The organism is Amycolatopsis balhimycina FH 1894 (assembly GCF_000384295.1).
Classification (GTDB): domain Bacteria; phylum Actinomycetota; class Actinomycetes; order Mycobacteriales; family Pseudonocardiaceae; genus Amycolatopsis; species Amycolatopsis balhimycina.
Genome location: NZ_KB913037.1, coordinates 9,080,797 through 9,104,499, shown reverse-complemented (window position 1 = coordinate 9,104,499; position 23,703 = coordinate 9,080,797). Strand labels below are relative to the sequence as shown.

Below are 23,703 nucleotides of genomic sequence, written 5' to 3'. Positions count from 1 at the left end.
CGGCCACGGCCGAACCGATGCGGCACTTTCCGGTGAAAGTGCCGCTCAGGCCGGGGTCAGAGGGCCTTGAGGAACTTGGTTGCCAGGCTGACCGCGGGGCCGGAGTCGTTCGACTTCTCCAGGACCACGGCGAACGCGATGTGGTCGCGGTAGCCGACGAACCAGCCCGTGGCGGCCGAACCGTCGCCGAACTGGGCGGTGCCGGTCTTGCCGAAGACGTTCCCCGCGCCCGCGGCACCGCGGGCGGTCCCGCTCGTGACCACCGCGCGCATCATCTTCCGCACCTCGCCGAGCACCGAGGACGGCGGCGGCGAGTAGCCCTTGACGACCGTGGTCTCGATGTCGTGCCACAGCTTCGGCGTGATCGCCTTGCCGGACGCGACGGTGGCGGCCATGACGGCGCCACCGAGCGCGCTGATCTGGATCCGGCCCTGGCCGAACCCGTCCTCGACCTGCTCGTCCTTGCTCGCCGCGGGCTCGACCTGCCCCAGCTCGGTGGACAGCCCGGGGATCTCGTAGTCGGCGTTCAGGCCCAGTTCGTCGGCCGCCTTCTTCAGCCCGTCCGCGGGCAGGCCGAGCGCGAGCTGCCCGAACGTGGTGTTGCAGGACCTCGCGAACGCCGTCTGCAGCGTCGTCGCGCCCAGCTCGAACCCCTCGTTCTTGACCGTCCGCGTGCCGATCGTCGCGACGCCGGGACAGTCGACCGGAGAGCCCGCGTTCAAGCCGCTCTGCTGGACGGCGGCGACCGAAGTGGCGATCTTGAACGCCGAACCGGGCTCGTACAGGCCGTTGAGCGCCTTCAGCGCGTCCCCGGCGGCGGCGTTCTGCGCCACGGCGAGGATGTCGCCCGACGCCGTGTCGAGGGCGACGAGCATCGCCGACCCCTGGTAGCCGTCCACCACGGCCTGGGCGGCGTTCTGCGCGGCCAGGCTCAGGCTCGACACGAGCGGCTTCGCCCCGTCCGACGCCTTGCCGAACAGCGTCTCGACGCTCTTGTCGGCGGCGTCGACCCGCTCGACGGTCAAGCCCCCGCCTTTCGCGGCCGTGACCTGCCCGGTGAGGGCCGAACGCAGCAGCGGCGCCGGGTTGCCGTCCACCGGCCGCACGCCGCCCGGCTCACTCACGAGCAGCGGCTTGCCGTCACGGTCGGTGACCGCGGTGGGGTCCTGCACGGCCGTGCCGATCATCAGCCGCTGCCCCGCCTCCAGTTTCGGGTGCAGCAGCGACGGCGCCCAGTGCACCAGCCACTTGCCGCCCGCCTGGGCGAGCTGGAACGGCACGTCGTACGTCCACGTCTTGCCCGGCTTCAACGCCCAGGACAGGTTGAACGTCCCGCCGGTCTGCTTCGCCCCGGCCGGGGTCGGCTGCAGGACGGTCAGCTTGGCCTTCACCGACGACGGGTTCAGCGCGTTCCGCGTGCTGCGCAGGGCCGTTGCGGCCGCCGCGGCGTCGTCGGTCAGCCTGCTCGCCGCGTCGGGGTTGTTCTCGGACAGGTCCTGCAGGTACTCGGTGATCGCCGAGTTCGGGTCGAGCGCGCCGGGACTCTCCACCGCCGTCGCCCCGGTGGCCGCTTCGGGCTTCGAACTCCCGCTGTTCAGCAGGAAGAACGCCGCCGCCACGACCACGACGACCAGCAGCGCGCCGCCGATCAGGATGCCCCGTCTTTTGGCCGGTCTCATTCCGCGTAACCCCTCCCCCAAGGTGCCGCCCCGAGCGGGGGTGGCCAGTCGGGTTGTCACCTTACTGGCCACCCCCGGCGGTCAGGCCTTCGCGACCCTGATGGTCACCTTCGTGCCGTCGCCGACCGTGCCGGCGAAGCCCTCGGCGACCGGGCCGTAGGTCACCGACGTCGCCAGCGTCTCCGAAGCCAGGAACTCTTCGTGCCGCTTCGCCGCTTCGACGACGTCGGAAGGCGCGTCGACCGTGAGCGCGATGCGGTCGGCGACGTCCAGCCCGGCGTCACGGCGAGCCTGCTGCACGACCCGGACCAGGTCGCGGACCAGGCCCTCGGCCGCCAGCTCCGGCGTCACGTCGGTGTCGATCAGGACCAGCCCGGACCCGCCGGGCAGTTCCGCCGCCGCGCCGCCGCCCTTGGCGACCAGGCGCCGCTCGAACTCGCCCTCCCGCAGCGCGATCCCGGCCGCGACGACGGCCCCGCCCTGGAGCGACCAGTCCCCGGCCTTGACGGCCCTGATCACCGTCTGGACGTCCTTGCCCAGGCGCGGACCGGCGGCACGGGCGTTGACCGCCACCTCGAACCCGCCGTGCGCGGCGACGTCGGTGGTCAGCTCGACCGCCTTGACGTTCACCTCGTCGCGCAGGATGTCGGCGAAGGCGCCCAGCGTCTCGGCGTCGCCGGCCGCCACGACCAGCGACGACAGCGGCAGCCGCACGCGCAGCTTGTTCGCCTTCCGCAGCGACAGCGCCGACGACGCGACCTGCCGCACCCGGTCCATCGCGGTGACCAGCGCCGCGTCCGCGGGCAGGTCGTTCGCGTTCGGCCAGTCGGTCAGGTGCACCGAACGGCCGCCGGTGAGCCCGCGCCAGACGACCTCGGTGGTCAGCGGCAGCAGCGGCGCCGCGACCCGCGACGTCACCTCGAGCACGGTGTGCAGCGTGTCGATCGCGTCCTGGTCGCCGGCCCAGAAGCGGTCCCGCGAGCGGCGCACGTACCAGTTCGTCAGGACCTCGAGGAAGTCACGGACGGTCTGGCACGCGCCCGCGACGTCGTAGCTGTCCATCGCGTACTCGACGTCGGTGACCAGCTCGTGCGTCTTCGCCAGGACGTACCGGTCCAGCACGTTCGGCGAGTCCGTGCGCCACTTGCCGTCGACGCCTTCCGCGTTCGCGTACAGCGCGAGGAAGTAGTACGAGTTCCACAGCGGCAGCACGGCCTGGCGGACGGCGTCGCGGATGCCCTTGTCGGTGACGACGAGGTTGCCGCCGCGCAGGATCGGGCTCGCCATCAGGTACCAGCGCATGGCGTCGGAGCCGTCGCGCTCGAAGACCTCGTTGACGTCCGGGTAGTTGCGCAGCGACTTCGACATCTTCGCGCCGTCCGAGCCCAGCACGATGCCGTGCGCGACGCAGGCGCGGAACGCCGGCCGGTCGAACAGCGCCGTGGCGAGCACGTGCAGCAGGTAGAACCAGCCGCGGGTCTGCCCGATGTACTCGACGATGAAGTCGCTCGGGTAGTGGTGCTCGAACCAGTCGGCGTTCTCGAACGGGTAGTGCACCTGGGCGTACGGCATCGAACCCGAGTCGAACCAGACGTCTAGGACGTCCGGGACGCGGCGCATGGTCGACTGCCCGGTCGGGTCGTCCGGGTTCGGCCGGGTCAGCTCGTCGATGTAGGGCCGGTGCAGGTTGTCCAGCCGCACGCCGAAGTCGGCCTCCAGCTCGTCGAGCGAGCCGTAGACGTCGGTGCGCGGGTACGCCGGGTCGTCGGACTGCCACACCGGGATCGGCGTGCCCCAGTAGCGGTTGCGCGAGACCGACCAGTCGCGCGCGTTCTCCAGCCACTTCCCGAACTGGCCGTCCTTGACGTTCTCCGGGTACCAGGTGATCTGCTGGTTCAGCTCGACCATCCGGTCCTTGAACTGCGTCACCGCGACGAACCACGACGAGACCGCGCGGTAGATCAGCGGGTTCCGGCAGCGCCAGCAGTGCGGGTAGGAGTGGTCGTAGGTCTCGTGCCGCAGCAGCACGGAACCCTGCCGCGCGGCCGAACCCGTGCCGTTCTTGAGATCCCGGACGATGTTCGGGTTGGCGTCGAAGACCTGCTGGCCCTCGTAGTCGGGCACGGTCGCGTCGAACTTGCCGTGCGCGTCGACCGGCGTGACCGGCGTGATCCCGGCCGCGTCGGTGACAGCCTTGTCGTCTTCACCGTAGGCGGGTGCGATGTGGACGATCCCGGTGCCGTCGTCGGTGGTGACGTAGTCGGCGGCGAGGACCTGGTGCGCGTTCTCGGTGCCGGTGAAGTACGGGAACGGTGGCGCGTAACGGGTTCCGAGCAGCTGCGCGCCGGTGTAGTGCGCGACGACCGTCGGCTCTTCGCCGAGTTCACGCGCGTACGCGGCGACGCGCGCTTCGGCGAGCAGGAACCGCTTGCCTTCGCTCTCCACGACGACGTACTGCACCTCGGGATGCACGGCCGTGGCGAGGTTCGACGGCAGCGTCCACGGCGTCGTCGTCCAGATCAGCAGGTAGGTGCCGTCGAGCTCGTTCCCGTTGTCCTGCAACCGGAAGCCGACCGTGACGGCCGGGTCCTGGCGGTTGCGGTAGACGTCGGCGTCCATGCCCAGCTCGTGGTTGGACAGCGGCGTCGCGTCGCGCCAGCAGTACGGCAGGACGCGGTAGCCCTCGTAGACGAGTCCCTTGTCCCACAAGCGTTTGAACGCCCAGAGCACCGACTCCATGTAGGTGACGTCGAGGGTCTTGTAGTCGTTGTCGAAGTCGACCCAGCGCGCCTGGCGGGTGACGTACTCGCGCCACTCGTCGGTGTAGCGGAGGACGGACTCCTGCGAAGCCGCGTTGAACTTCGCGATGCCCATCTCTTCGATCTCGGACGTCTCGGTGATGCCGAGCTGGCGCATGGCTTCGAGCTCGGCGGGCAGGCCGTGGGTGTCCCAGCCGAACCGGCGCTCGACCTTGTGGCCCTTCATCGTCTGGTAGCGGGGCACCAGGTCCTTGACGTACCCGGTGAGGAGGTGGCCGTAGTGCGGCAGGCCGTTGGCGAAGGGCGGGCCGTCGTAGAAGACGTACTCGTTGTCGCCGTGCTCACCGGCCGGGCGCGCGTCGATGGTCGCCTGGAACGTCCGGTCCGTCTCCCAGTAGGCGAGGACCTGCTTCTCCAGTGCGGGGAAGGACGGCTGCGACGGGACTCCTGTGCCGTCGCCGAGCTGGGCTTGGGGGTACATCCGGGTGCTCCTCGGTTCGTCGCTCGCGTACGGACGACCGGCTCTGCACCGGTCACCCACACGGGGACGAGACGCCTCGGCGTTCCGCGGTACCACCCCGCTTGCCCGGCAACTGCTCCCGGGCCGCTCATTCGACGGCTGTCACGGGCCGCACCCGTCCGGTTCTACTGGGAGCTCGCGCTCGGTTCTTCCGGAGGCTCCCCGGTGATGGCCGGATCGACGCCGTGTTGCGTACCAGGTTAACCGGCCCGCGCAACCCGATTGTCACGAGGGGCACGTACGCCGGCCAGCGTCACGCCGATCGCGGCCAGCCACAGGGTGCCCGCGATCAGGCCGGCCACGTGCAGGCCCGCGACGAACCGGTCGCCCGGCGCGCCCACGACCGCGCCGAGCACAGCCACCCCGAGCGCGCCCCCGGCCTGGCGAGCGGTGTTGTTGACGCCACTGGCGACGCCGGCGCGAGCGGGCGGGATGCCGCTGACCGCCGCCGTCACCACCGCCGTCGTCAGCAGGCCCATCCCGGTGCCCAGCCCCAGCAACGTCGGCAGGAGCGCCGCGTAGCCGCTGTTTTCGGTGAGCAGCACCAGGTTCAGCATCCCGAGGGCGCCGAGCGCCAGCCCGGCCACCATGAGCGGCCGTGGCCCGAACCGGCCGGTCAGCCGGCCCGCGACCGGCGCCAGCAGCGAAAGCGGCGCGAACAGCGGCAGCACCTCGAGCCCGGCTGCCAGCGGCGACGCGTGCCGCACGCCCTGCAGGTACAGCGTCAGCACGAGGATCGAGCCGATCCCGGCGAAGTTCATCGCCGCCGCGACGAAGTTCGCGCTCAACGTCCGCCGGGCGACGTCGAGCGGCAGCATGGGGTCCGCCGACCGGCGCTCGACGGCCACGAACGCTGTCAAGGCGACGACCGCGGCCACCCCCGCGACGACGCTCCCGGCGATGACCGCGTACACCCCGGCGGCGAGGGCGGGCACCGCCGTGGCGACGCCGGCGACGTCGACCCGCCGCCCGGGCCCGCGCTCGCCGCGCGGCACGAGCCGCCGGGTCGCGAAGGCGGCCGCGAGCACCACCGGGACGTTGAGCCAGAACACCGGCCGCCACCCGGCCGCCGAGACGACCGCACCGCCCAGCACCGGGCCCGCCGACAACGCCAGCGCCGACACCCCGGCCCAGATGCCCAGCGCCCGCGCGCGCTCGGCGTGTCCCGGGTAGGCGTTCGTGATCACGGCGAGCGTGCCGGGCAGCAGCAGCGCGGCCCCCACGCCCTGCCCGGCGCGGGCGGCGACGAGCCAGGCCGCGGTCCCGGCGAGCCCGCACGCGGCCGAGGCCGCGCCGAACAGCGCGAAGCCCGCGAGGACGACCCGCCGGTGGCCGAAGACGTCGCCCAGGGCACCGCCGGTGAGCAGGAGCGCGGCGAGGACGACCGAGTAGCCGTCCACCACCCACTGCTGCGCCGCGAGGCCGGCGTGCAGGTCGGTGCCGATGGTGGGCAGGGCGACGTTGACGACCGTGACGTCCAGCTGCACCAGGAACATGCCGGCGCACATGGTGAACAGGAGCATGCGTCCAGTGGACAGCGCGAACACTTCCGTCGCGGTGGAACTGTGCCGGGGGCATCCTGGAGGCATGGAAGGCGACGCCGACATCGCCCGCACGGCCGCGCTGTTCGCGGACCCGGCGCGGGTCCGCGTGCTGCTCGCGCTCGCCGACGGCCGGGCGCTGGCCGCGTCCGTGCTGGCCGGCGAAGCCCGGCTGTCCGCCCAGGGCGTCAGCGCGCACCTGGCGAAGCTGCGGGAGGCCGGCCTGGTCGTCGCCGAGAAGTCGGGACGGCACCGGTTCTACCGGCTGGCCGGGCCGGGCACCGCCGAGCTGCTGGAGACGCTGGCGCGGTTCTCGCCGTCCCAGCCCGTGACGTCGTTGCGGGAGGGCACGCGGGCGGAGGCGCTGCGCACGGCCCGGACGTGCTACGACCACCTGGCCGGGCGGCTCGGGGTGGCGGTCACGTCGGCGTTGCTGGCCCGGGGCGCGCTGGCCGGGGCGTCCGACACGCGACGGCGACCAGGCGACCGGATTTCGGCTCCGCTGCGCGAACACCCGTACACGCTGGGTCCCACCGCGGCCCCGGTCTTCGGCACGCTGGGCGTGGACCTCGATCTCGTCGCGGCGGAACGGCGTCCGCTGCTGAAGTTCTGCCTGGACTGGAGCGAGCAGCGCCACCACCTGGCGGGCGCGCTGGGCGCGGCCGTCGCCACCCGCTTCACCGAAGCGGGCTGGGTCGAGCGGCGGGCCCAGGCCCACCGCGCCCTGCGCCTGACACCGGACGGCGCGCGAGCCTTGGAAACCCACCTCGGCGTGGAAGACCTCGCCGCCTGACGCCGTGTCGTCCCCTCAATCACGCGTGTCGTCCCTCCAGACACGCGTGTCGTCCGTTCCGTCCGGGCATCACGCGTGATTGGAGGGTCGACACGGCGTCAGCGGTGGGCGGCTGCCAACGTCGCGTTCGGGGTGCAGCGGGCGCAGGGGGTGAAGCCGAGCTGGCGGGCTTCGCCGACGCCGATGGGGATCGTGTCGCGGGTGCCCAGCCACACGCAGGTCCGGAGGTGGTAGCGGGGGTGCTCGTCGACCACTACGACCTCGTCTTCGAGGTCGGCCAGGACGGCGATGTCCGACTCGGGGGTCTCTTCCACTTCCGGCTCGGAATCGCCGTTCGTTTCGGCCTCGGGTGAAGCGTCGGCTTCGTCGGCCGGAAGAGGCTCGGGCGTGTCGGCCGGGTCGCCCAGGTCACCGGATGCCGGGATCAGGGTCGTTTGTTCTTCTTCCGCGGGTTCCGCCGGCTCCGGCGGGGAAACGGCCGAAGCGGCAGGAGTGACAGGAGCGGCCGATGCGGCGGACCGGCGACGGCGGCGCAGCCAGTCGGCGACCAGGATCACCCCGGCCAGCACCGAAAGACCGATGGAAACCCACGCCCACAGCGAAGAAGCCGTGATCAGCGCGGTGACGAGCAACCCCAGAGCCGCCAGTACCAGGACCAGCACGATGTAAAGCACGCTGAATTACAGCACGAACCACCCGGGAGCGGACCACGACCCGCCCACGGGTGGTACTGGATCGACTCCGAACCGTGGCCCACCCGCCGGGAAAACCGGCAGGTGGGCCCGGAGCGGAAACTCCGCCGCCCTCAAGAAATTTAGCCGGCTTCGGCCCGCGGGCCGAACGAGTAGCCCTGGCCGCCGCTCGACGAACCGGACGACTGCCCGGAGTTCGACGACGCGGACGCGGGGGCCGCGGAACCGCGGTCGTCGAGCTCGCGCAGCTGGGACTCGAGGAACCCGCGCAGTCGCGTGCGGTACTCCCGCTCGATCGTGCGCAGCTCTTCGATCTTCTTGCCCAGCCCGCTCTTCTCCGAGTTGAGGCTGTTCATCGTCTCGGTGTACTTCCGCTGCGACTCGCGCTCCAGCGTCGTCGCCTTGTCACGCGCCTGGCGCTCCAGGGTCTCCGCCCGGGTCCGCGCGTCGTTCAGCATCGTGTCGACGCGGGTACGGGCCTCGTTGACCATCGAGTCCGACTTCGACCTCGCGTCCGAGAGCAGCTGCTCGGACTTGGTGCGGGCCTCGGCCAGCATCCCGTCCGACTCGGTCTTGGCCTCGGCGGTCAGCCGGTCGGCCATCTCCTGGGCCAGGCCCAGGACCTTGGCGGCCTGCACGTTCGGCTCCGTGCTGTCACCGACCATCGAGTGCGCCTGGGTCTGCTCCATGGCGGACTGCGGTGGCGGCACCGGCGCCAGGCGCCGCGATGGCTCTTCACGCATCGGGGGCGCGCCGACGTTCGCCTTGGCGTTCTCCAGCTCGCTACGAGTCGACTCGAGCTCGGCGTCGAGCTGTTCCATCTGCTGGCGCAGCTCGTTGTTGTCCTCGATCAACCGGGCCAGCTCGGTCTCCACCAGGTCGAGGAACGCGTCCACCTCGTCCTCGTTGTAGCCCCTCTTGCCGATGGGCGGCTTGCTGAACGCGACGTTATGCACGTCAGCGGGGGTCAACGACATCAGATCACCTCACGCACTCCATGGCCTGCAGGGTCCACCCAAGTTTCCCCGATCAACTTGGAGTCGCCAGTTGCATCGCGAAGAACACAACCAACAGCAGCACCATAATCGACAAGTCCAGTCCGACGCCGCCGATCCGGACCATCGGAATGATCCGTCTGAACAATCGGACCGGCGGGTCCGTCACTGTGTAGATGGTCTCGAGCGTGACCGCAACCCCTCCGGCCGGATGCCACTCACGCGCGAAGGTCCGGACGAGTTCGACCACGATCCGCGCCGTCAGCAGCAGCCAGAAGGCGAACAGCACGTACCAGACGACCAGCCACACAGCTTCCACGCACCTACTGTAACCGGGCGTCCTCTCCGAAGACGCAGTTGAGGGGGCCGAGCCCGCTTCGGGTCGGCAAAGTCACGTCTGCTTGCGCTCAGCGGTCCGAGCGACTTCAGCCCCGCAAAAACAATCCGCCCTCGGCAATCCGCCGGCGGTCTTCCGCGGTGACGTCCACATCGGGCGGTGAGAGAAGGAACACCTTGTTGGTGACCTTGTCCATCGACCCTCTGAGCGCGAACGCCAGCCCGGCGGCGAAGTCGACGAGCCGCTTCGCGTCGGCGTTCTCCATCTCGGTGAGGTTCATGATCACCGGGATGCCCTCGCGATAGTGCTCCCCGATCGCCCGCGCCTCCGCGTAACTGGTCGGGTGCAGCGTGGTGATGCGGCTCAACGGATCACGCACCGGCTGGCGCACGACCGGCTCGGTGACCGGTCGCAGGCGCGCCACGGGTTCCGGCTGCCGGTCCATGGCGAGCGCGCCGTGGACGGCGGGCTCGGAGCTGGGCACGGAGCGTGACCGGCTGCGGCTGACGGGCTCGTCGTACGTGTCGTCGACGTCGCGGTACCGTGAACGGGACGGCCGCGGTGCCGGCTCCTCGTAGGAGTCGTAGTCGTCGTCCGCGTAGCCGCGCCGATAGTCGTCTTCGACGTCATAGCCGTCGTCGTCAGCGGGCACCATCCCGAAGTAGGCCTTCAGCTTCTGCAGCGCGCTCATGCCTCTCCCTAGCCCTAGCCGCTCCCGCACTGACTGATCCACACCGTCAGTGCCCCGCGCGGGCGACCACGAAACGTGACGACCGCGCGAGCTCCCTACGGCGAGGCTAAACCGCGTCCACCGAGCAACGCGGTTCCGACACGCACACAGGTGGAGCCGTGCGTGATCGCCTGCTCGAGATCATGGCTCATCCCGGCGGAGACTTCTGCGGCATTCGGGTGATCTTTCCGCAGTCTTTCCCCCGCTCGGGCTAGCCGTTCGAAGGCGGCGGCGGGGTCGGCACCGAGCGGCGCGACGGCCATCAGGCCGCGAAGCCGCAGCTCGCCCGTGTGGGCGATCCGCTCGGCGAGCGCGTCGAGCTCGGCCAGCGGGCAGCCGCCGCGCTCGGGGTCGTCGTCGAGGCTGGCCTGGATCAGCACGTCGAGGGGTTCGTCACGTATCTGGGCGTCCCGAGCCGCACGCACCGCCTTCGCCAGCGCGTCGGCGAGCCGCGCGGAATCGACGGATTGCACTTCGTGCGCCCACTCGACCACGGAACGTGCCTTGTTCCGCTGCAGCCGGCCGACCATGTGCCACCGCAGCACGCCGTCCGGACGCAGCTCGGCGACTTCGGCCGCCTTCGGCCCGGCCTCCTGATCGCGGTTCTCACCCACATCGGTGACGCCGAGGTCGGCCAGCAGTGCCGCGTCCGAGGCGGGGAATGTCTTGGTGATCGCGATCAGCCGGACCTCTTCGCGTGCCCGCCCGGCAGCCCGGCACGCGGCGGCGATCCGCTCTTCGACCTCGGCCAGGTTCGCGGCCAGTTCGGCCTTCCGGTCGACTGTGTTCATGCCGCCTCCGCGGGAAAAAGTACGTCGGCGGTCATGCCTCGATCCAGGTGATGCCCGCGATCCGCCCGGTCGTCCCGTCGCGGCGGTAGCTGAAGAGCGTCTTGTCCTCGTTCGTGCACCGAGGGTCGACGCCGATCTTGCCGACGCCCAGGTCGGCGAGCTGCCGCCAGAGACCGGCGCGCAGGTCGAGGCCCGGCGTTCCCTTGCGGGTCTTGCACGCGCTGCCCGGAACGTGTTTCTCGACGTCGGCGGCCATTTCGGCGGGGACCTCGTAGCAGTCGCCGCAGATGGCCGGGCCGAGCAGGGCTTCGATCCGGTGCGGCTCGGCCCCCACCTCCCGCATGGCCTTCACCGCGGCCGGGACGACCCCGACCCGCGTGCCCACCCGCCCCGCGTGCACTGCCGAAACCACTCCGGCCTCGGCATCGGCCAGCAGGATCGGCACGCAGTCGGCGACCAGCACGACGAGCGCGACACCCGGGGTCGCGGTCACCAGGGCATCGGTCGCCTCCGCCGCGGCGGTTTCCGAACCGTCCACGATGGTCGCCGTGCGGCCGTGAACCTGTTCCATCCAGGCCAGCTTGTCCTCGGCCAGGCCCAGCTCGGACGCGAGCCGCTTGCGGTTGGCGTGGACGTTGCCTTCGTCGTCGCCGACGTGGTCGCCCAGGTTGAAGGTGTCGTACGGCGGCCGCGACGCGCCGCCCGCCCTGGTCGTGACCACTCGCCGAACCCGCATGGTCCCCATCCTCCCAAACGCCGTGAAGGCCACCTTCAGGAACTTCGAGTTCCTCAAGGTGGCCTTCACGAACAACAGCTGACTAGCGCCGCATGAACGGCGGGACGTCGACCTCGTCGTCCGACGGGTCGTCGTGCACCGGCATCGCGCGCCCGGGCAGGCTGCCCTGGGTCGCGTTGGAGCCGATCGGCGAGTAGCCGCGCGAGCTGCCGCCGGGCTGCGGGAGCCCGCCGGGCGGCTGGTTGCCGGTGGCCGACGGCATCGGCGAGTGCGACCGCGGCGGCGCCACCGGGTAGCCGGAGCTGCCCGCCGACGGCACCGGGGTGGCGCCCGGCTGCTGCGACGTCGAGTTCGAGACCTGACCGGCCGAGGCCGACGCGGTGGTGGACGACGAGCGCGAGCCGGAGCCGAACATCGACGGGTCCAGCTTCTTGTGCGTCGGCGCGCCGGCGTCGAACCCGGCGGCGATCACCGTGACACGGACCTCGTCGCCGAGCGAGTCGTCGATGATCGTGCCGAAGATGATGTTGGCGTCCGGGTGCGCGGACTCCTGGACCAGCGACGCGGCCTCGTTGATCTCGAACAGGCCCAGGTCGGAGCCGCCCGCGATGGACAGCAACGCGCCGTGGGCGCCGTCCATCGACGCCTCCAGCAGCGGCGAGTTGATCGCCTTCTCCGCGGCCTGGATGGCCCGGCCCTCGCCGCGCGCGGACCCTATTCCCATCAACGCCGAGCCCGCGCCGGACATCACGCTCTTGACGTCGGCGAAGTCGAGGTTGATCAGGCCCGGAGTGGTGATCAGGTCGGTGATGCCCTGGACACCGGACAGCAGCACCTCGTCCGCGGAGCGGAACGCGTCCATCAGCGAGACGCCGATGTCGCCGAGCTGCAGCAGGCGGTCGTTCGGGATCACGATCAGCGTGTCGCACTCGTTGCGCAGCGCCTGGATGCCGTCTTCGGCCTGCTTGCCGCGGCGCTTGCCTTCGAAGGTGAACGGGCGGGTCACGACGCCGATGGTCAGCGCGCCCAGCTTGCGGGCGATCTGCGCCACGACCGGCGCGCCGCCGGTACCCGTGCCGCCGCCTTCACCGGCGGTCACGAACACCATGTCGGCGCCCTTGATGACCTCTTCGATCTCTTCGCGGTGGTCTTCGGCGGCCCGCTGGCCGACCTCGGGGGCGGCGCCCGCGCCGAGGCCGCGGGTCAGCTCGCGGCCGATGTCCAGCTTGACGTCGGCGTCGGACATGAGCAGTGCTTGCGCGTCGGTGTTCACCGCGATGAACTCGACGCCCTTGAGGCCGACCTCGATCATGCGGTTCACGGCGTTCACGCCGCCACCGCCGATGCCGACCACCTTGATCACCGCAAGGTAGTTGTGCGGGGGCGTCATCGAAGTCCGCCTTCCTGATCGTTGTGCCCGTACAGCCCGCCGACCGGTGATCAACTCTCAACCTAAACCCCAGATTGAGAGTTATGTCAACTGCCGACGTTAGGCAGGACGGTAGGCACCAGGCACGCTCTAATCCAGTAGGCACGCCGTGTGTCGCAAAGGTGTTTTGCCACAACACGTTCGAGCGCGCAAGAGCGGGGAGCCGGGCGCGCCGCCCCGAGAGGGTCTGCTATGGCGGTGATCAGGCGGGCACGGGCATGCTCATCAGGACGCCGGAAGGTGCCCCGGTGGGCGAGCCACCGGCCTGCTCAACGCTCAGCGCGACGTGGTCGGCGTCGCCGGCGCCGTCCGCCACGACCAGCGAACCGTCCGCGGCACCGGGGATCACCCCGGCCGAGCGCGGCGCGGCCGAGCCGGTGATCAGCCAGGCTTCGTACACCTTGCCGCCCGGCTGCGAAGGCAGCCCGGTCTCCATCACCATCACCCGGTTCAGCGACCGCGACGCGATGACGGTCACGCCACCGCCGATGGGCGACTCGCCGTGCGCGGTCTTCGCGTCCGGGGCCGCGAGCAGCGCCGCGACCGGCTCGTACTGCTGTTTCGCCTGGTCCAGCCGGCTCTGCGCGGTCTGCAGGTCCTGCTGCTGGGTCAGCGCGATCCCGCCGAACACCCCGCCCGCGGCGAGCCCGACGACGGCGGCCGCGGCCGCCACGAGGACCGCCCAGCGCGGCGCCCGGGCCGAGCGGCGGTGCCGGTCGGGCGAGCCGGGCCGGGTCCGCGGCGGCAGCTGGCGGGTGGCGTGCATGGCGGTCATGACGCGGTCCTTGAACCCCGGCGGCGGCTCCTCGGCCATCGCCGCGCCCAGCCGTGCCGCGGTCGCGCGCAGCTCGGCGACCTCCTGCGAGCACGACTCGCACTGCTCGAGGTGCCGGGCGAACTCGGCGCGCTCGACGTCGGAGACCGCGTCGAGGGCGAAGGCGCCGGCCAGGGTGTGCATCTCCGGCGTGCTCAAGCGGTCACCCCCAGGCAGTCCCGCAGGCGGATCAGCCCGTCCCGCAGCCGCGTCTTGATGGTGCCTTGCGGCGTCGACAGCACTTCGGCCACCTCGCGATACGTATAGCCCTGGTAGTAGGCGAGCAGCACGGACTCGCGCTGCAGATCGGTCAGGAAGGACAGGCACCGGCGGACCTGCGAGCGTTCGAGCCGCGCGGCGACGGACTCGGCGACCTCGTCGAACGGGCGGCCGCGGGCGGCTTCGAAGGTCGCCTTCTGCTCGCGCTCGGTACTGGCGCGCGCCGAGCGGACGCGGTCGACCGCGCGCCGGTGCGCCAGCGTCATCGCCCAGTTCAGCGCCGAGCCCTTGTCCGGCGCGTACCGCGTCGCGGTGCGCCACAGCTCGACGAGCACCTCTTGGGCGACCTCTTCGGACTGGGCCGCGTCGCGCACGATCCGCCGGACGAGCCCGAAGATCGGCCCGGCGAGCTGGTCGTAGAGCAGTTCGAAGGCCCGCTCGTCGCCCTTGGCGACGCGCACCATGAGCTCCTCGGCCGTCGGACCGGCCGGAGTTTCCGAGGGCACCGGCGCCATATGGCGCGGGCGGGCCGGCTCATCCATGCAGCTGTCCTCCGGCGGTCTGCGGGGTGCGGGGCACGACCGCGGCCTTGCGCAGCCACAACGTGACGCCGTGGCGGCGGATCAGCGCGGACACCCGCTGCGGGAGCAGCGGCCGGGCCAGCACGAGCCGGGCCAGCCACCGCGGGTTCACCGGGCGGCGAACTCCCCGCAGCGTAGCGACCAGCGGTGTGGCCGTCCCGCGGCGCAACGCGACGGTGAGGTCCAGCAACGCTTCCGGGCGCGGCAGGCGCATCCGGTATTCGCCGTCCATCTGCTGGAACGGCGAGACGTAGAACTCCTTGGCCGCGCGGGCGCGGCCGGCTTCGTCCGGGCGCAGCAGGTAGGCGTGCCGGCCGCCGTAGGTGTTGTGCACCTCGGCCACGACGCACTCGAGCCGTCCGTCCGGGCCGTGGCACCAGTAGACGCTGATCGGGTTGAACACGTACCCGAGCACGCGCGCGGCGGCCAGCATGACGACCCGGCCGCCGCGCAGGTCGACACCGCGCTCGGCGAGCCAGGCGTCCAGCTTCTCCCGGATGCCGCGCGGGTCGCCCGCCGTGAAGTGGTCGCGGCGGTCGAAGCCCGCGAACGGCCGCAGCCACCACGGCAGGCGCGGCAGGTCGTCCAGGTCCACCCGCCACAGGTAGACGCGATGGGCGAAGGCGTGCGGCGGGTCGATCCGCCGCACGTGCGCGACGGTGGCGTCGTAGAGCGCGTTCGTCACCACGTCACCCCCAGGCTTTCGGCGGCGCGGGCGCCCGAAGCACAGCCGTCTTCGTGGAAGCCCCAGCCGTGGTAAGCGCCGGCGTACGCCAGCACGCCGTCGTTGAGCTCGGGCAGCCGTCGTTGCGCCGCAAGGGATTCCGGTGTGTAGACGGGGTGCTCGTACCGCATCTTCGCCACCAGGCGGTCCGGGCCGGGGCCGGGGCCCGGGTTGAGCGTGACGACGTACCCGGTCGGCTCTTCCAGGCGCATCAAGCGGTTCATGTCGTAGCTGACCTGGACCGCGCCGGTCGGCGCGCCGCAGGCCGGGGCGCGGTAGTTCCACCCGGCCCTGGCCTCGGCCAGCGACGGCAGCACGCTGGTGTCGGTGTGCAGCCAGGCTTCGTTGGCCGAGTAGCGGAACGCGCCCAGCACCTCGCGTTCGGCGGCGGTCGGGTCGGCCAGCAGCGCCAGTGCCTGGTCGGCGTGCGTGGCGACGACGACCTTGTCGACCCGGTGCGGCGTGTCGGCGTCGTCGCGGATCTCGGCACCGCCGCCGGTCCGGAGCACCGACCGCACCGGCGTCGACAAGTGCACAGCCGTCAGCTGCTTCGCCGCGCGCTCGACGTACTCGCGAGAGCCGCCGGCGACGGTCCGCCAGGCCGGCGAGTTCCGCACCGAGAGCATGCCGTGGTTGCGGAGGAACTCGAACAGGTACCGCGCCGGGTACTTCAGCGTGTCGGCGCGGTCGGCCGACCAGACCGTGGAGACCAGCGGCAGCATGAAGTGGTCGACGAAGTAGCGGGTGTAGCCGCCGATGGCGAGGAACGCGCCGAGCGTGACGTCCCCGGCGTCCTTCGCGGCCAGGAGCCGCTTCGCGTGGCGGTGGAACCGCTTGACCTCGGTCAGCATCCGCAGGTAGCGGCCGCGCACGAGGTTGCCGCGCTGGGCGAACAGCCCGGACAGCCCCTTGGCGCCGGCGTACTGCAGGCCGCAGCCGTCGCAGCGGATGCTCATCGACATCTCCGTGTCGCGCGTGGCCACCCCCAGCTCGGCGAACAGCTTGAGCAGGGTCGGGTAGGTGCGCTCGTTGTGGACGATGAAGCCGGAGTCCACGCCGACGGTGCCGCCGTGCGCGCTCGGCACGTCGTGCGTGTGCGCGTGCCCGCCCAGGCGGTCGTCGGCCTCGAACAGCAGGACCTCGTACTTGCGTTGCAGCAGGTAGGCGGCGGTCAGTCCGGCCACCCCGCTGCCGATGACGCCGATGCGTTCTCCCGTGATCTCCACAGCGGTCCTTCGCAGCCGGGACTCGATTGGATTGGCCGGGTCCGGCACCAATCCACGCCGAAGTGGAGAGCGAATCCCGGACATGCCGAACAGCACCGCGCACCGCCTCGCTTCGTTCGCCGGGAAGCTCCTCGGCGGGCAGCTCCCCGTGGCCTTGCGGACCTGGGACGGAACCCGCGCCGGCCCGGCGGACGCGCCCACCGTGGTGCTGCGCAACCGCCGCGCCCTGCGCCGTCTCCTCTACGCGCCCGGCGAGCTGGGGCTCGCCCGTGCGTACGTCACCGGTGACCTGGACGTCGAAGGAGATCTGGCGGACGGCTTCCGCCGGATCTGGGCCCTCACCCGCGCGGGGGAGATCGAACGGGTGAAGATCGGGCCGCGTTCGTGGTGGGAGGCGGCCGCGCTCGCCGTCCGGCTGGGCGTGCTCGGCCTGCCACCCAAGCCGCCCGCCGAGGAAGCCCGGTTGTCGGGGAAGCTGCACAGCCTCCGGCGTGACCGCTCCGCCATCGCCCACCACTACGACCTGTCCAATGCCTTCTACCAGCTGCTGATGGACGAGTCGATGGCGTACTCCTGCGCGTACTTCACCTCCGGCTCGCAGAGCCTCGAACAGGCGCAGCACGACAAGCTGGAGATGATCTGCCGCAAGCTCGGGCTCCGGCCCGGGATGCGGCTGCTCGACATCGGCTGCGGCTGGGGCTCGCTGCTGGTGCACGCGGCCAAGCACCACGGCGTCGAGGCCGTCGGCATCACGCTGTCGGCCGAGCAGCTGCAGCACGTCCGCGCCCGGCTCGCCCAGCACGACCTGGAAGGCCGCGTCGAGGTGCGCCGCCAGGACTACCGGGAGCTGGCGGACGCGCCGTTCGACGCGGTCGCGTCCATCGAGATGGGCGAGCACGTCGGCGAGGTCAACTACCCGGCGTATGCGGCGACGCTCCACCGGATGGTCGAGCCGGGCGGGCGCGTGCTGCTCCAGCAGATGTCGCGCGGGGCCGACGCGCCCGGCGGCGGCGCGTTCATCGAGCGGTACATCGCCCCGGACATGACCATGCGCCCGGTCGGCCGGACGCTGGACCACCTCGAGGCGGCGGGCCTGGAGATCCGGGACGTCCACCCGATGCGCGAGCACTACGTCTGGACGGTCCGGGCCTGGGCCGCCACCCTGGAGGAGAACTGGGCCGACGTCGTCGCGCTGATCGGCGAGACGGGCGCGCGGGTCTGGCGGCTGTACCTGGTGGGTGGCGCGCTGGCGTTCGAGGAGAACCGGATGGGTGTGGACCAGATCCTGGGCGTGCGGCCGCTCGCCGACGGCACGAGCGGGATGCCGGCGACGAGGGAGTGGTGCTGATGCCGCAGTTGCTCGTCACGGCCGTCGTCACGCTCGTGGCGGTGGTCGTGACCTTCGGGATCGCGCGGGCGCGCAAGCGGTACGACACGGTCGACACGTTCTGGGGGCTCGGCTTCGCGCTGGTCGCCGCCGTGGCGTTCCCGTTCGGGGACGGCCCGCTTTCGCTGCGGCTGGTGGTGCTGCTCCTGACCGTCGTCTGGGGCGTGCGGCTGTCGGTGCACCTGCACCTGCGCAACCACAAGCTGCCGGAGGACCCGCGGTACGCGCGGATGGGTCACGGGCCGCTGAAGATGTTCGTGCGTGTGTACCTCCTCCAGGGTGTGGTGCTGTACTTCGTGTCGCTGCCGGTGCAGTTCGCGATGGACGGCACGGGGTTCGGCGTACTCGGCTGGCTCGGCGTCGTGGTGTGGCTGATCGGGTTCGCGTTCGAGACGATCGGCGACGAGCAGCTGCGCCGGTTCAAGGCCGACCCCGGCAACCGCGGCCGCGTGCTCGACACCGGGCTGTGGCGCTACACGCGGCACCCGAACTACTTCGGCGACGCGTGCGTGTGGTGGGGCCTCTACCTGCTGGCGTGTTCGACGTGGCCGGGCGCGGCGACGATCCTCTCCCCCATGGCGATGACCTTCACCCTGGCCCGCGGGACGGGGAAACCGATGCTGGAGAAGGGAATGGCGCGCACCCGCCCGGCGTACGCGCACTACGTCGAGCGGACCAGCGGGTTCTTTCCGTTGCCGCCCAAGCGCGTCACTCCCCGGTGAGACCGTCGGTCAGCTCGCGCAGCAGATCGAGGTGACCGGTGTGGCGCGCGGTCTCCTCGATCATGTGCGTGAGGACCCAGCGGACGTTGAACGTCTCGCCGTTGTGGGTCACCTGGTCGTCGAGTCCGCGTTTCGCGACGATCTCCCGGCTGCGTTCACACTGCTTCGCGTAGCCGGCCAGCAGCTCGGGCATCGGCGCCTCGGTGCGGAACTCCGCGTCCGGGTCTTCTTTCAGGCGTTCCTCCCAGGTGTCCGCCTCACCGTCGACGACGACGGCGAACCAGTACCACTCGTTCAGCGTCAGGTGGCCGAGCAGCCCGGCGATCGTCGTCAGCTCGCTGGGCAGGTGGGCGAGCCGGGCCTGGTCGTCGCGCAGGCCTTCGCCCTTCCACGCGACGGTGGCACGCAGGCGGTCGAGCTGGCTCGAGAGGATGTCGCGTTCGCCGCCGGTGAGCGGAATCTCCGGGCGCTTCGGTCGTTCGGTCATGACCGGGGACTCTGCCAGAGGGGTCCGACAGTTTCGGTTGCCTTGCCCGCGAGGCAACCCGGGCGCTAGGTTCGTCTCCGAGCGCGATCGAGGAGGTTCCATGCCCAGCCGTGACGCGACCACCCACTGGGTCGGCGGACTGAACAGCGGAAAGGGCGAGGTCACCTTGGACTCGTCCAACGCGGGCACGTTCAGCGTGTCGTTCCCGACCCGTGCGGGCAACCCGGACGGCCAGACGAGCCCGGAGGAGCTCATCGCGGCGGCGCACTCGTCCTGCCTGGCGATGAACCTGTCGGGCGTGCTGGAGTCCCACAAGCTGACGGCGGACTCGATCGACGTGAGCGCGGAGGTGACGCTCGGCCCGGCAGCCGGCGGCGGCTTCGAGATCAGCGGCATCGCGATCACGCTGCGGGCCTCGCTCCCGGGCGTGACGGCGGAGCAGTTCGCGGAGTACGCGGAGACGGCGGAGAAGACGTGCCCGGTCTCGAAGGCCCTGGCGGGCACGACGATCACCATGGACGCGGCCCTGGTCTGAGGTTCGCTTTACCGCGCGAACTTGGCGAGGTGCGCGGTCGCCCAGGTCCGCGCGAAATCCGCGAGGACCGCGCCTGACCAGCGTCCGGCGACCTTGATGTCGGTCCAGAGCGTCATCTTCGGGCCGGTCAGGGTGCCGTGGCTGACGTGCAGCTGCGTCGCGCCTTCGGGCCAGCGGAACACGAAGTGGGCGTACATGTACATCCACGTCCGGCGGCCTGAAGAGTCCGTTGTCTCTATGGGTCCTTCAGTCGGGTACGGAGCTCGGTAGAAAACCTGCGTTCTGGCGCCGAACCGGAATTCCTCCGGCGTGAGGCCCGGGCGGAGGAGCGGGTCAGTCTTCGACAATGGTGATCGTGCCGGTGCCATCGCAGCTTCCGCAGCCCTTTCCCTTGCCGTCACCACAGGTGCGGGTGATGTTCTCCATACGAGAAGTGTGACATCCCTTTGAAGAGGAGCGCCACACCTACTCTTGTGCGCACATAGGGAGGACTATTCGCTTTCCCGCCTGAATTCCTCGGCGATCGAACGAAGAAAGCCGGTCGACTCTTCACCCATCAAGGCATGCGACCGGAAGAACCCGAACAATTCTAAATGATGACCAATGTCTCTCGGGTCACGCAGTGCGACAGTACCGGAGAACAACTCGACCGTTACCAGCCGTTCGTCGTAAATGACGAAGAGGTTCAAGGGCGATGCCCGGATCTCACTCGACTGCGGGACGACCGAGATCTCGACGTTCTCCCGTTCACTCAGTGCAGCGAGGTTCGCCGACTGGCCGGCCATCACGGCGAGCGGCGCTCGCCGCCAGCGGATCGCTTGCTCGGTCAACACGAACTCGAACCGCCGGCCCGGTTCCTCCAGCACCCGCTGCCAGGACAACCGGGCTTCGACCATCTTGTCGACATCACGCTCCGGCCGGCCCTTGACGGTCGAAGTGAGCACCTGCCGCGCGTAGTCCGGCGTCTGAAGCAGGCCACTGGGGATCGCGGGCAGAAACTGCCGCACCACCTGCGACGACTCGTGCAGCGCCTTGATCTCGAGCTGACCACGCCAGAGCCCGGTGCGCGCCAACGACCGCCAGGATGTGTACCCGACGTTCGCGACCCGAGCCAGCGCGACGAGCTTTTCGGCGGCATCGCCCGGTACGGCCAGCGCCGCGACGATCTGTTCGACATCGATCACCGACGGGAGAATCTTGCCCGTCTCGATGCGGCTGATCTTCGCCTGGCTCATCGCACATCGAGCCGCCAGCCTTTCGCCCGAAAGACCAGCAGCTTGCCGCAACTCGCGAAGCAACTCCGCCAAGGTTGCCCGCTGCTCATCCTGCCGGCCCGGCTCCAGCATCCCATCCGTCAAACGGCACCCCGTGACTCAGAGCTACATCTCGCCAACGACAGTACTGCGTCAGATCAGGCTCCTCCACCAACTCGGCACCGATGAATACACCGTCGGGATGGTAGTCGAGATGTACCACCGTAGCCTCGTCGAAAAGCCAGAAGTCCTGTTCCGGCAAGTCCCAGTCGTTCTCCGTGATATCGACCATTCGATAGTCCTCGCCGGCAGCGACATTTCCGGGAATACTCCACGCTCGCTGGTAGCGAAGATAGTCCGTCAACGGTCGACGGACCGCTTTGGCGCGCTGAACAGTCCGGCCGGACGAGACGATCTCCTCGATACGGCCATGCCACGCGGCATTGTGGCCCAGAGGACGCTCACCGCCGGCCAGGAACAGTTCGACGTTGGACCGCTCGGCCGGGATCGTATAGGTCTGCTGTATCTCGAGACGGAACGCCGAGACCGTGAAGGCGTCGAAGTATCTCATCCACTCAGCGCCCAAGCGCACGCAATGCCTCCTCGACAAGTTCCACCGACAGCTCGACAGCCTGTTCATGGGGAGCGGAGACCAGGCCTTCAGCGCTCAGCACCGCGTTACCCTGCAGCACGAGGGTGTTGCGATCCGACAGGTAGACAGTCGGGCACGTCCCATCGTCACACGTCCCGGCAAGCTTCCTGAGTTTCATGGTCATCACGGTAGCGAGCACTCTTCGCACCTGCAAGATCACGCAGCGTTTAGTCTCGTGCTCGCATAATTGCGTCAAGAAGCCGTGGCCTTCGCTCGATAAGTCGACTTCTTGGCTTGGTTCCCGCAGACATCCATCGAGCACCACCGCCGCGTCCCGGGCCGCGACGTGTCCAAAAACAGCGCTCCGCACGTCTCCCCCGCGCAGGGCCGGACCCGCGCGAACTCCGGCGATGTCACCAAATCCAACGCGTCACGGGCCAGCATCGCCAGCATCGCCGACGCCGGATCCGAAGCCTGCCAACGCAGCTCGCCCGACGACGTCAGCGAAGGCGCCGGCACCGGCAAAGCCGCGAAACGGTTCAACCGCTGCCGGATGGCGGGACGCACCGTGGATTCCGTGAGCAGCTCGTGAACAGCCTCCCGCAAAGCACGAGCTTCCTGCGCCGAAGCGGGATGGACCGGGGCCGGGAACGGGCCCAGCTGGTCGATCCACGCTCCCCACGCCGCCGCGTCCGGGAGCTCCTCCGACTCCGATGGCGTGCCGCGGTAACGCAGCGTCCGGATGAAGTCGAGGCACAGCCTGCCCGCGCCTGAGCGGAATCGGTCCGTCATACGGGTCACAGTACGCCGGAACCGGTTTGACTGGTACCGTCGGGAACCGATCAAACCGGTTCCACCTTCCCTGGGGGCACGCACGCATGACCGAGACCGAGCAAAAAGCCCCGCCCGGGTGGCTCGTCCTGCTCCTGGCCGTCTCCTGTGGACTGACCGTCGCCAACCTCTACTACGCCCAGCCGCTGCTGGCGGAGCTGCGGCAGACCTTCGGTGTCGGCGAAGCCGCCGCCGGTGGGGTCGTCACCGCCACCCAGATCGGGTACGCCGCCGGGATGCTGCTGCTCGTTCCGCTCGGCGACCGGCTCGAGAACCGCGGGCTCGTCGCCACGCTGCTCGCGCTCGCCTCCGCCGGCCTGGTCGTCATCGGGGTCGCGCCCGGGTTCGCCGTGCTGCTGATCGCCTCGCTGCTGGTCGGGGCCGCGTCGGTCGTCGTGCAGATCCTCGTCCCGTTCGCCGCCGACATCTCGCCCGACCACATCCGCGGCCGGATCGTCGGACGGGTCATGAGCGGGCTGCTGTTCGGCATCCTGCTTTCGCGCGTGGTCGCCAGCCTGCTCGCCGAGGTGACCGGCTGGCGCGTCGTGTTCCTGATCTCGGCCGCGGCGATGGCCGCGCTCGCCGTCGTGCTGCGCTTCATCCTGCCGCGCCGCGCGCCGAAGACGGACGTCCACTATGGACAGCTGATCCGCTCGACGCTGGCCATGGCCCGGAAGCACCCGCCGCTGCGGCACCGCGCCCTGTACCAGTCGGCGATGTTCGGCGCGTTCAGCGCGTTCTGGACGACCATCGCCTTCGTGCTGACCGCACCGCCGTTCAACTACTCCCAGCTCGGCGTCGGCCTGTTCGCGCTGGCAGGTGCCGCCGGCGCCGCGGTGGCGCCGCTGGCCGGGCGGTGGTCGGACCACGGCCACGGCCGGCGGCTCACCGCGGGCGCCTTCGTGCTCTGCGCCGCGGCCTTCGCCCTCGCCGGGTTCGGCGCGCACAGCGTCGTGCTGCTGGCGATCGCCGCGATCGCCGTCGACACGGCCGTCCAGACGACGCTCGTGGTCGGCCAGCACACGATCTACCAGCTCGACCCGGCCGCCCGCGCCCGGATCAACAGCGTCTACCTCGGCACGTTCTTCATCGGGGGCGCGATCGGCTCGCAGGCGGGCTCGATCGCCTACCACCTCGGCGGCTGGACGGCGGTCGTCGTGTTCGCCGGCGTGCTCCCCCTGATCGGCCTGGCCGGGATGGCCCGGACGCGCGTCTAGCGTCGCGCGTCCGAGGTTCGTTGACGGCGCGGCGGCGAGGGCGAGCGTCCTGAATGACTCATTCAGGTTGGGCTTGACCCGGTTTGGCGGACACCTCTCATCAGGGACGCAAG

At 70.5% G+C, this 23,703-nt stretch carries 25 protein-coding genes; 5 read left to right on the top strand and 20 right to left on the bottom strand.

The window, feature by feature from the left end; genetic code table 11:
- Positions 1-56 precede the first annotated feature (56 nt).
- The 3 genes from A3CE_RS0142045 to A3CE_RS0142035 form a co-directional block, all read right to left on the bottom strand.
- Positions 57-1,679, bottom strand: a complete 1,623-nt coding sequence (locus tag A3CE_RS0142045) for a penicillin-binding transpeptidase domain-containing protein (RefSeq protein WP_020646119.1) — start codon at positions 1,677-1,679, stop codon at positions 57-59.
- Positions 1,680-1,760: 81 nt separating this feature from the next.
- Positions 1,761-4,919 carry an isoleucine--tRNA ligase gene (gene ileS, locus A3CE_RS0142040; protein ID WP_020646118.1) on the bottom strand — a complete coding sequence of 1,053 codons (3,159 nt, stop codon included), beginning with the start codon at positions 4,917-4,919 and terminating at the stop codon, positions 1,761-1,763.
- Between the two features lie 239 nt (positions 4,920-5,158).
- Positions 5,159-6,481 (bottom strand): MFS transporter, encoded by a 1,323-nt coding sequence (locus A3CE_RS0142035; protein WP_020646117.1) that lies wholly within the window; start codon positions 6,479-6,481, stop codon positions 5,159-5,161.
- 64 nt (positions 6,482-6,545) lie between these two features.
- On the opposite strand from A3CE_RS0142035, the gene A3CE_RS0142030 reads away from it, so the two are divergent.
- Entirely contained in the window at positions 6,546-7,292 is a 747-nt protein-coding gene (locus A3CE_RS0142030) for an ArsR/SmtB family transcription factor (RefSeq protein ID WP_020646116.1), read from the top strand.
- 98 nt (positions 7,293-7,390) lie between these two features.
- On the opposite strand, the gene A3CE_RS0142025 is transcribed toward A3CE_RS0142030, so the two are convergent.
- The 11 genes from A3CE_RS0142025 to A3CE_RS0141970 form a co-directional block, all read right to left on the bottom strand.
- Entirely contained in the window at positions 7,391-7,966 is a 576-nt protein-coding gene (locus tag A3CE_RS0142025) for a hypothetical protein (protein WP_020646115.1), read from the bottom strand.
- Positions 7,967-8,106: 140 nt separating this feature from the next.
- Entirely contained in the window at positions 8,107-8,961 is an 855-nt protein-coding gene (wag31, locus tag A3CE_RS0142020; protein WP_020646114.1) for a DivIVA-like cell division protein Wag31, read from the bottom strand.
- 52 nt (positions 8,962-9,013) lie between these two features.
- Entirely contained in the window at positions 9,014-9,289 is a 276-nt protein-coding gene (locus A3CE_RS0142015; RefSeq protein ID WP_013224824.1) for a YggT family protein, read from the bottom strand.
- 115 nt (positions 9,290-9,404) lie between these two features.
- On the bottom strand, positions 9,405-10,007 hold the full coding sequence (locus A3CE_RS0142010) for a cell division protein SepF (protein ID WP_013224823.1): 603 nt from the start codon (positions 10,005-10,007) through the stop codon (positions 9,405-9,407).
- A 95-nt stretch (positions 10,008-10,102) separates the two neighbouring features.
- Positions 10,103-10,837 carry a YggS family pyridoxal phosphate-dependent enzyme gene (locus tag A3CE_RS0142005; protein WP_020646113.1) on the bottom strand — a complete coding sequence of 245 codons (735 nt, stop codon included), beginning with the start codon at positions 10,835-10,837 and terminating at the stop codon, positions 10,103-10,105.
- Positions 10,838-10,868: 31 nt separating this feature from the next.
- Positions 10,869-11,573: a peptidoglycan editing factor PgeF gene (pgeF, locus tag A3CE_RS0142000; protein ID WP_026469379.1), complete on the bottom strand. Its 705-nt coding sequence runs from the start codon at positions 11,571-11,573 to the stop codon at positions 10,869-10,871.
- An 82-nt stretch (positions 11,574-11,655) separates the two neighbouring features.
- Complete coding sequence (gene ftsZ, locus A3CE_RS0141990; protein ID WP_020646111.1) at positions 11,656-12,963, bottom strand: cell division protein FtsZ; 1,308 nt, start codon at positions 12,961-12,963, stop codon at positions 11,656-11,658.
- A 241-nt stretch (positions 12,964-13,204) separates the two neighbouring features.
- Positions 13,205-13,960, bottom strand: a complete 756-nt coding sequence (locus A3CE_RS0141985; RefSeq protein ID WP_020646110.1) for an anti-sigma factor — start codon at positions 13,958-13,960, stop codon at positions 13,205-13,207.
- An 11-nt stretch (positions 13,961-13,971) separates the two neighbouring features.
- Positions 13,972-14,577: an ECF RNA polymerase sigma factor SigK gene (sigK, locus tag A3CE_RS0141980; protein WP_026469377.1), complete on the bottom strand. Its 606-nt coding sequence runs from the start codon at positions 14,575-14,577 to the stop codon at positions 13,972-13,974.
- The gene (locus A3CE_RS0141975; protein WP_020646108.1) at positions 14,570-15,304 is read right to left on the bottom strand and encodes a DUF1365 domain-containing protein; all 735 of its coding nucleotides are present in this window, start codon (positions 15,302-15,304) and stop codon (positions 14,570-14,572) included. Before A3CE_RS0141975 ends, sigK begins: the two co-directional genes overlap by 8 nt.
- The gene (locus tag A3CE_RS0141970) at positions 15,298-16,566 is read right to left on the bottom strand and encodes an NAD(P)/FAD-dependent oxidoreductase (RefSeq protein WP_020646107.1); all 1,269 of its coding nucleotides are present in this window, start codon (positions 16,564-16,566) and stop codon (positions 15,298-15,300) included. The genes A3CE_RS0141975 and A3CE_RS0141970 overlap by 7 nt, the downstream gene beginning before the upstream one ends.
- Positions 16,567-16,648: 82 nt before the next feature.
- On the opposite strand from A3CE_RS0141970, the gene A3CE_RS0141965 reads away from it, so the two are divergent.
- Positions 16,649-17,914, top strand: a complete 1,266-nt coding sequence (locus A3CE_RS0141965) for an SAM-dependent methyltransferase (RefSeq protein WP_020646106.1) — start codon at positions 16,649-16,651, stop codon at positions 17,912-17,914.
- Positions 17,914-18,675: a DUF1295 domain-containing protein gene (locus A3CE_RS0141960; protein WP_026469376.1), complete on the top strand. Its 762-nt coding sequence runs from the start codon at positions 17,914-17,916 to the stop codon at positions 18,673-18,675. Before A3CE_RS0141965 ends, A3CE_RS0141960 begins: the two co-directional genes overlap by 1 nt.
- Here A3CE_RS0141960 and A3CE_RS0141955 read toward each other — a convergent pair.
- On the bottom strand, positions 18,662-19,162 hold the full coding sequence (locus A3CE_RS0141955; protein WP_020646104.1) for a DinB family protein: 501 nt from the start codon (positions 19,160-19,162) through the stop codon (positions 18,662-18,664). The two genes, A3CE_RS0141960 and A3CE_RS0141955, sit on opposite strands and share 14 nt — an antisense overlap.
- A gap of 100 nt (positions 19,163-19,262) precedes the next feature.
- Here A3CE_RS0141955 and A3CE_RS0141950 point away from each other — a divergent pair, with 100 nt between their 5' ends.
- Positions 19,263-19,697: an OsmC family peroxiredoxin gene (locus A3CE_RS0141950; RefSeq protein WP_020646103.1), complete on the top strand. Its 435-nt coding sequence runs from the start codon at positions 19,263-19,265 to the stop codon at positions 19,695-19,697.
- Between the two features lie 8 nt (positions 19,698-19,705).
- Here the strand turns inward: A3CE_RS0141950 and A3CE_RS52430 are convergent, their stop codons facing one another.
- The 5 genes from A3CE_RS52430 to A3CE_RS0141925 all read right to left on the bottom strand — a co-directional run bounded on the left by A3CE_RS52430 (position 19,706) and on the right by A3CE_RS0141925 (position 22,334).
- Complete coding sequence (locus tag A3CE_RS52430) at positions 19,706-19,894, bottom strand: hypothetical protein (protein ID WP_125592559.1); 189 nt, start codon at positions 19,892-19,894, stop codon at positions 19,706-19,708.
- A 294-nt stretch (positions 19,895-20,188) separates the two neighbouring features.
- A complete protein-coding gene (locus tag A3CE_RS0141940; RefSeq protein ID WP_084641964.1) occupies positions 20,189-21,043 on the bottom strand; it encodes a helix-turn-helix domain-containing protein in 855 nt (284 codons plus the stop codon).
- Entirely contained in the window at positions 21,018-21,521 is a 504-nt protein-coding gene (locus tag A3CE_RS0141935; protein WP_043793032.1) for a DUF6879 family protein, read from the bottom strand. The genes A3CE_RS0141940 and A3CE_RS0141935 overlap by 26 nt, the downstream gene beginning before the upstream one ends.
- Before the next feature lie 4 nt (positions 21,522-21,525).
- Positions 21,526-21,720, bottom strand: coding sequence for a hypothetical protein (locus A3CE_RS0141930; RefSeq protein ID WP_026469374.1), 195 nt, complete (start codon positions 21,718-21,720; stop codon positions 21,526-21,528).
- 74 nt (positions 21,721-21,794) lie between these two features.
- Complete coding sequence (locus A3CE_RS0141925; RefSeq protein ID WP_020646098.1) at positions 21,795-22,334, bottom strand: CGNR zinc finger domain-containing protein; 540 nt, start codon at positions 22,332-22,334, stop codon at positions 21,795-21,797.
- A gap of 86 nt (positions 22,335-22,420) precedes the next feature.
- Between A3CE_RS0141925 and A3CE_RS0141920 the strand changes: the two genes are divergently transcribed.
- Positions 22,421-23,590 carry an MFS transporter gene (locus A3CE_RS0141920; RefSeq protein ID WP_020646097.1) on the top strand — a complete coding sequence of 390 codons (1,170 nt, stop codon included), beginning with the start codon at positions 22,421-22,423 and terminating at the stop codon, positions 23,588-23,590.
- The last annotated feature ends 113 nt before the right edge of the window (positions 23,591-23,703 follow it).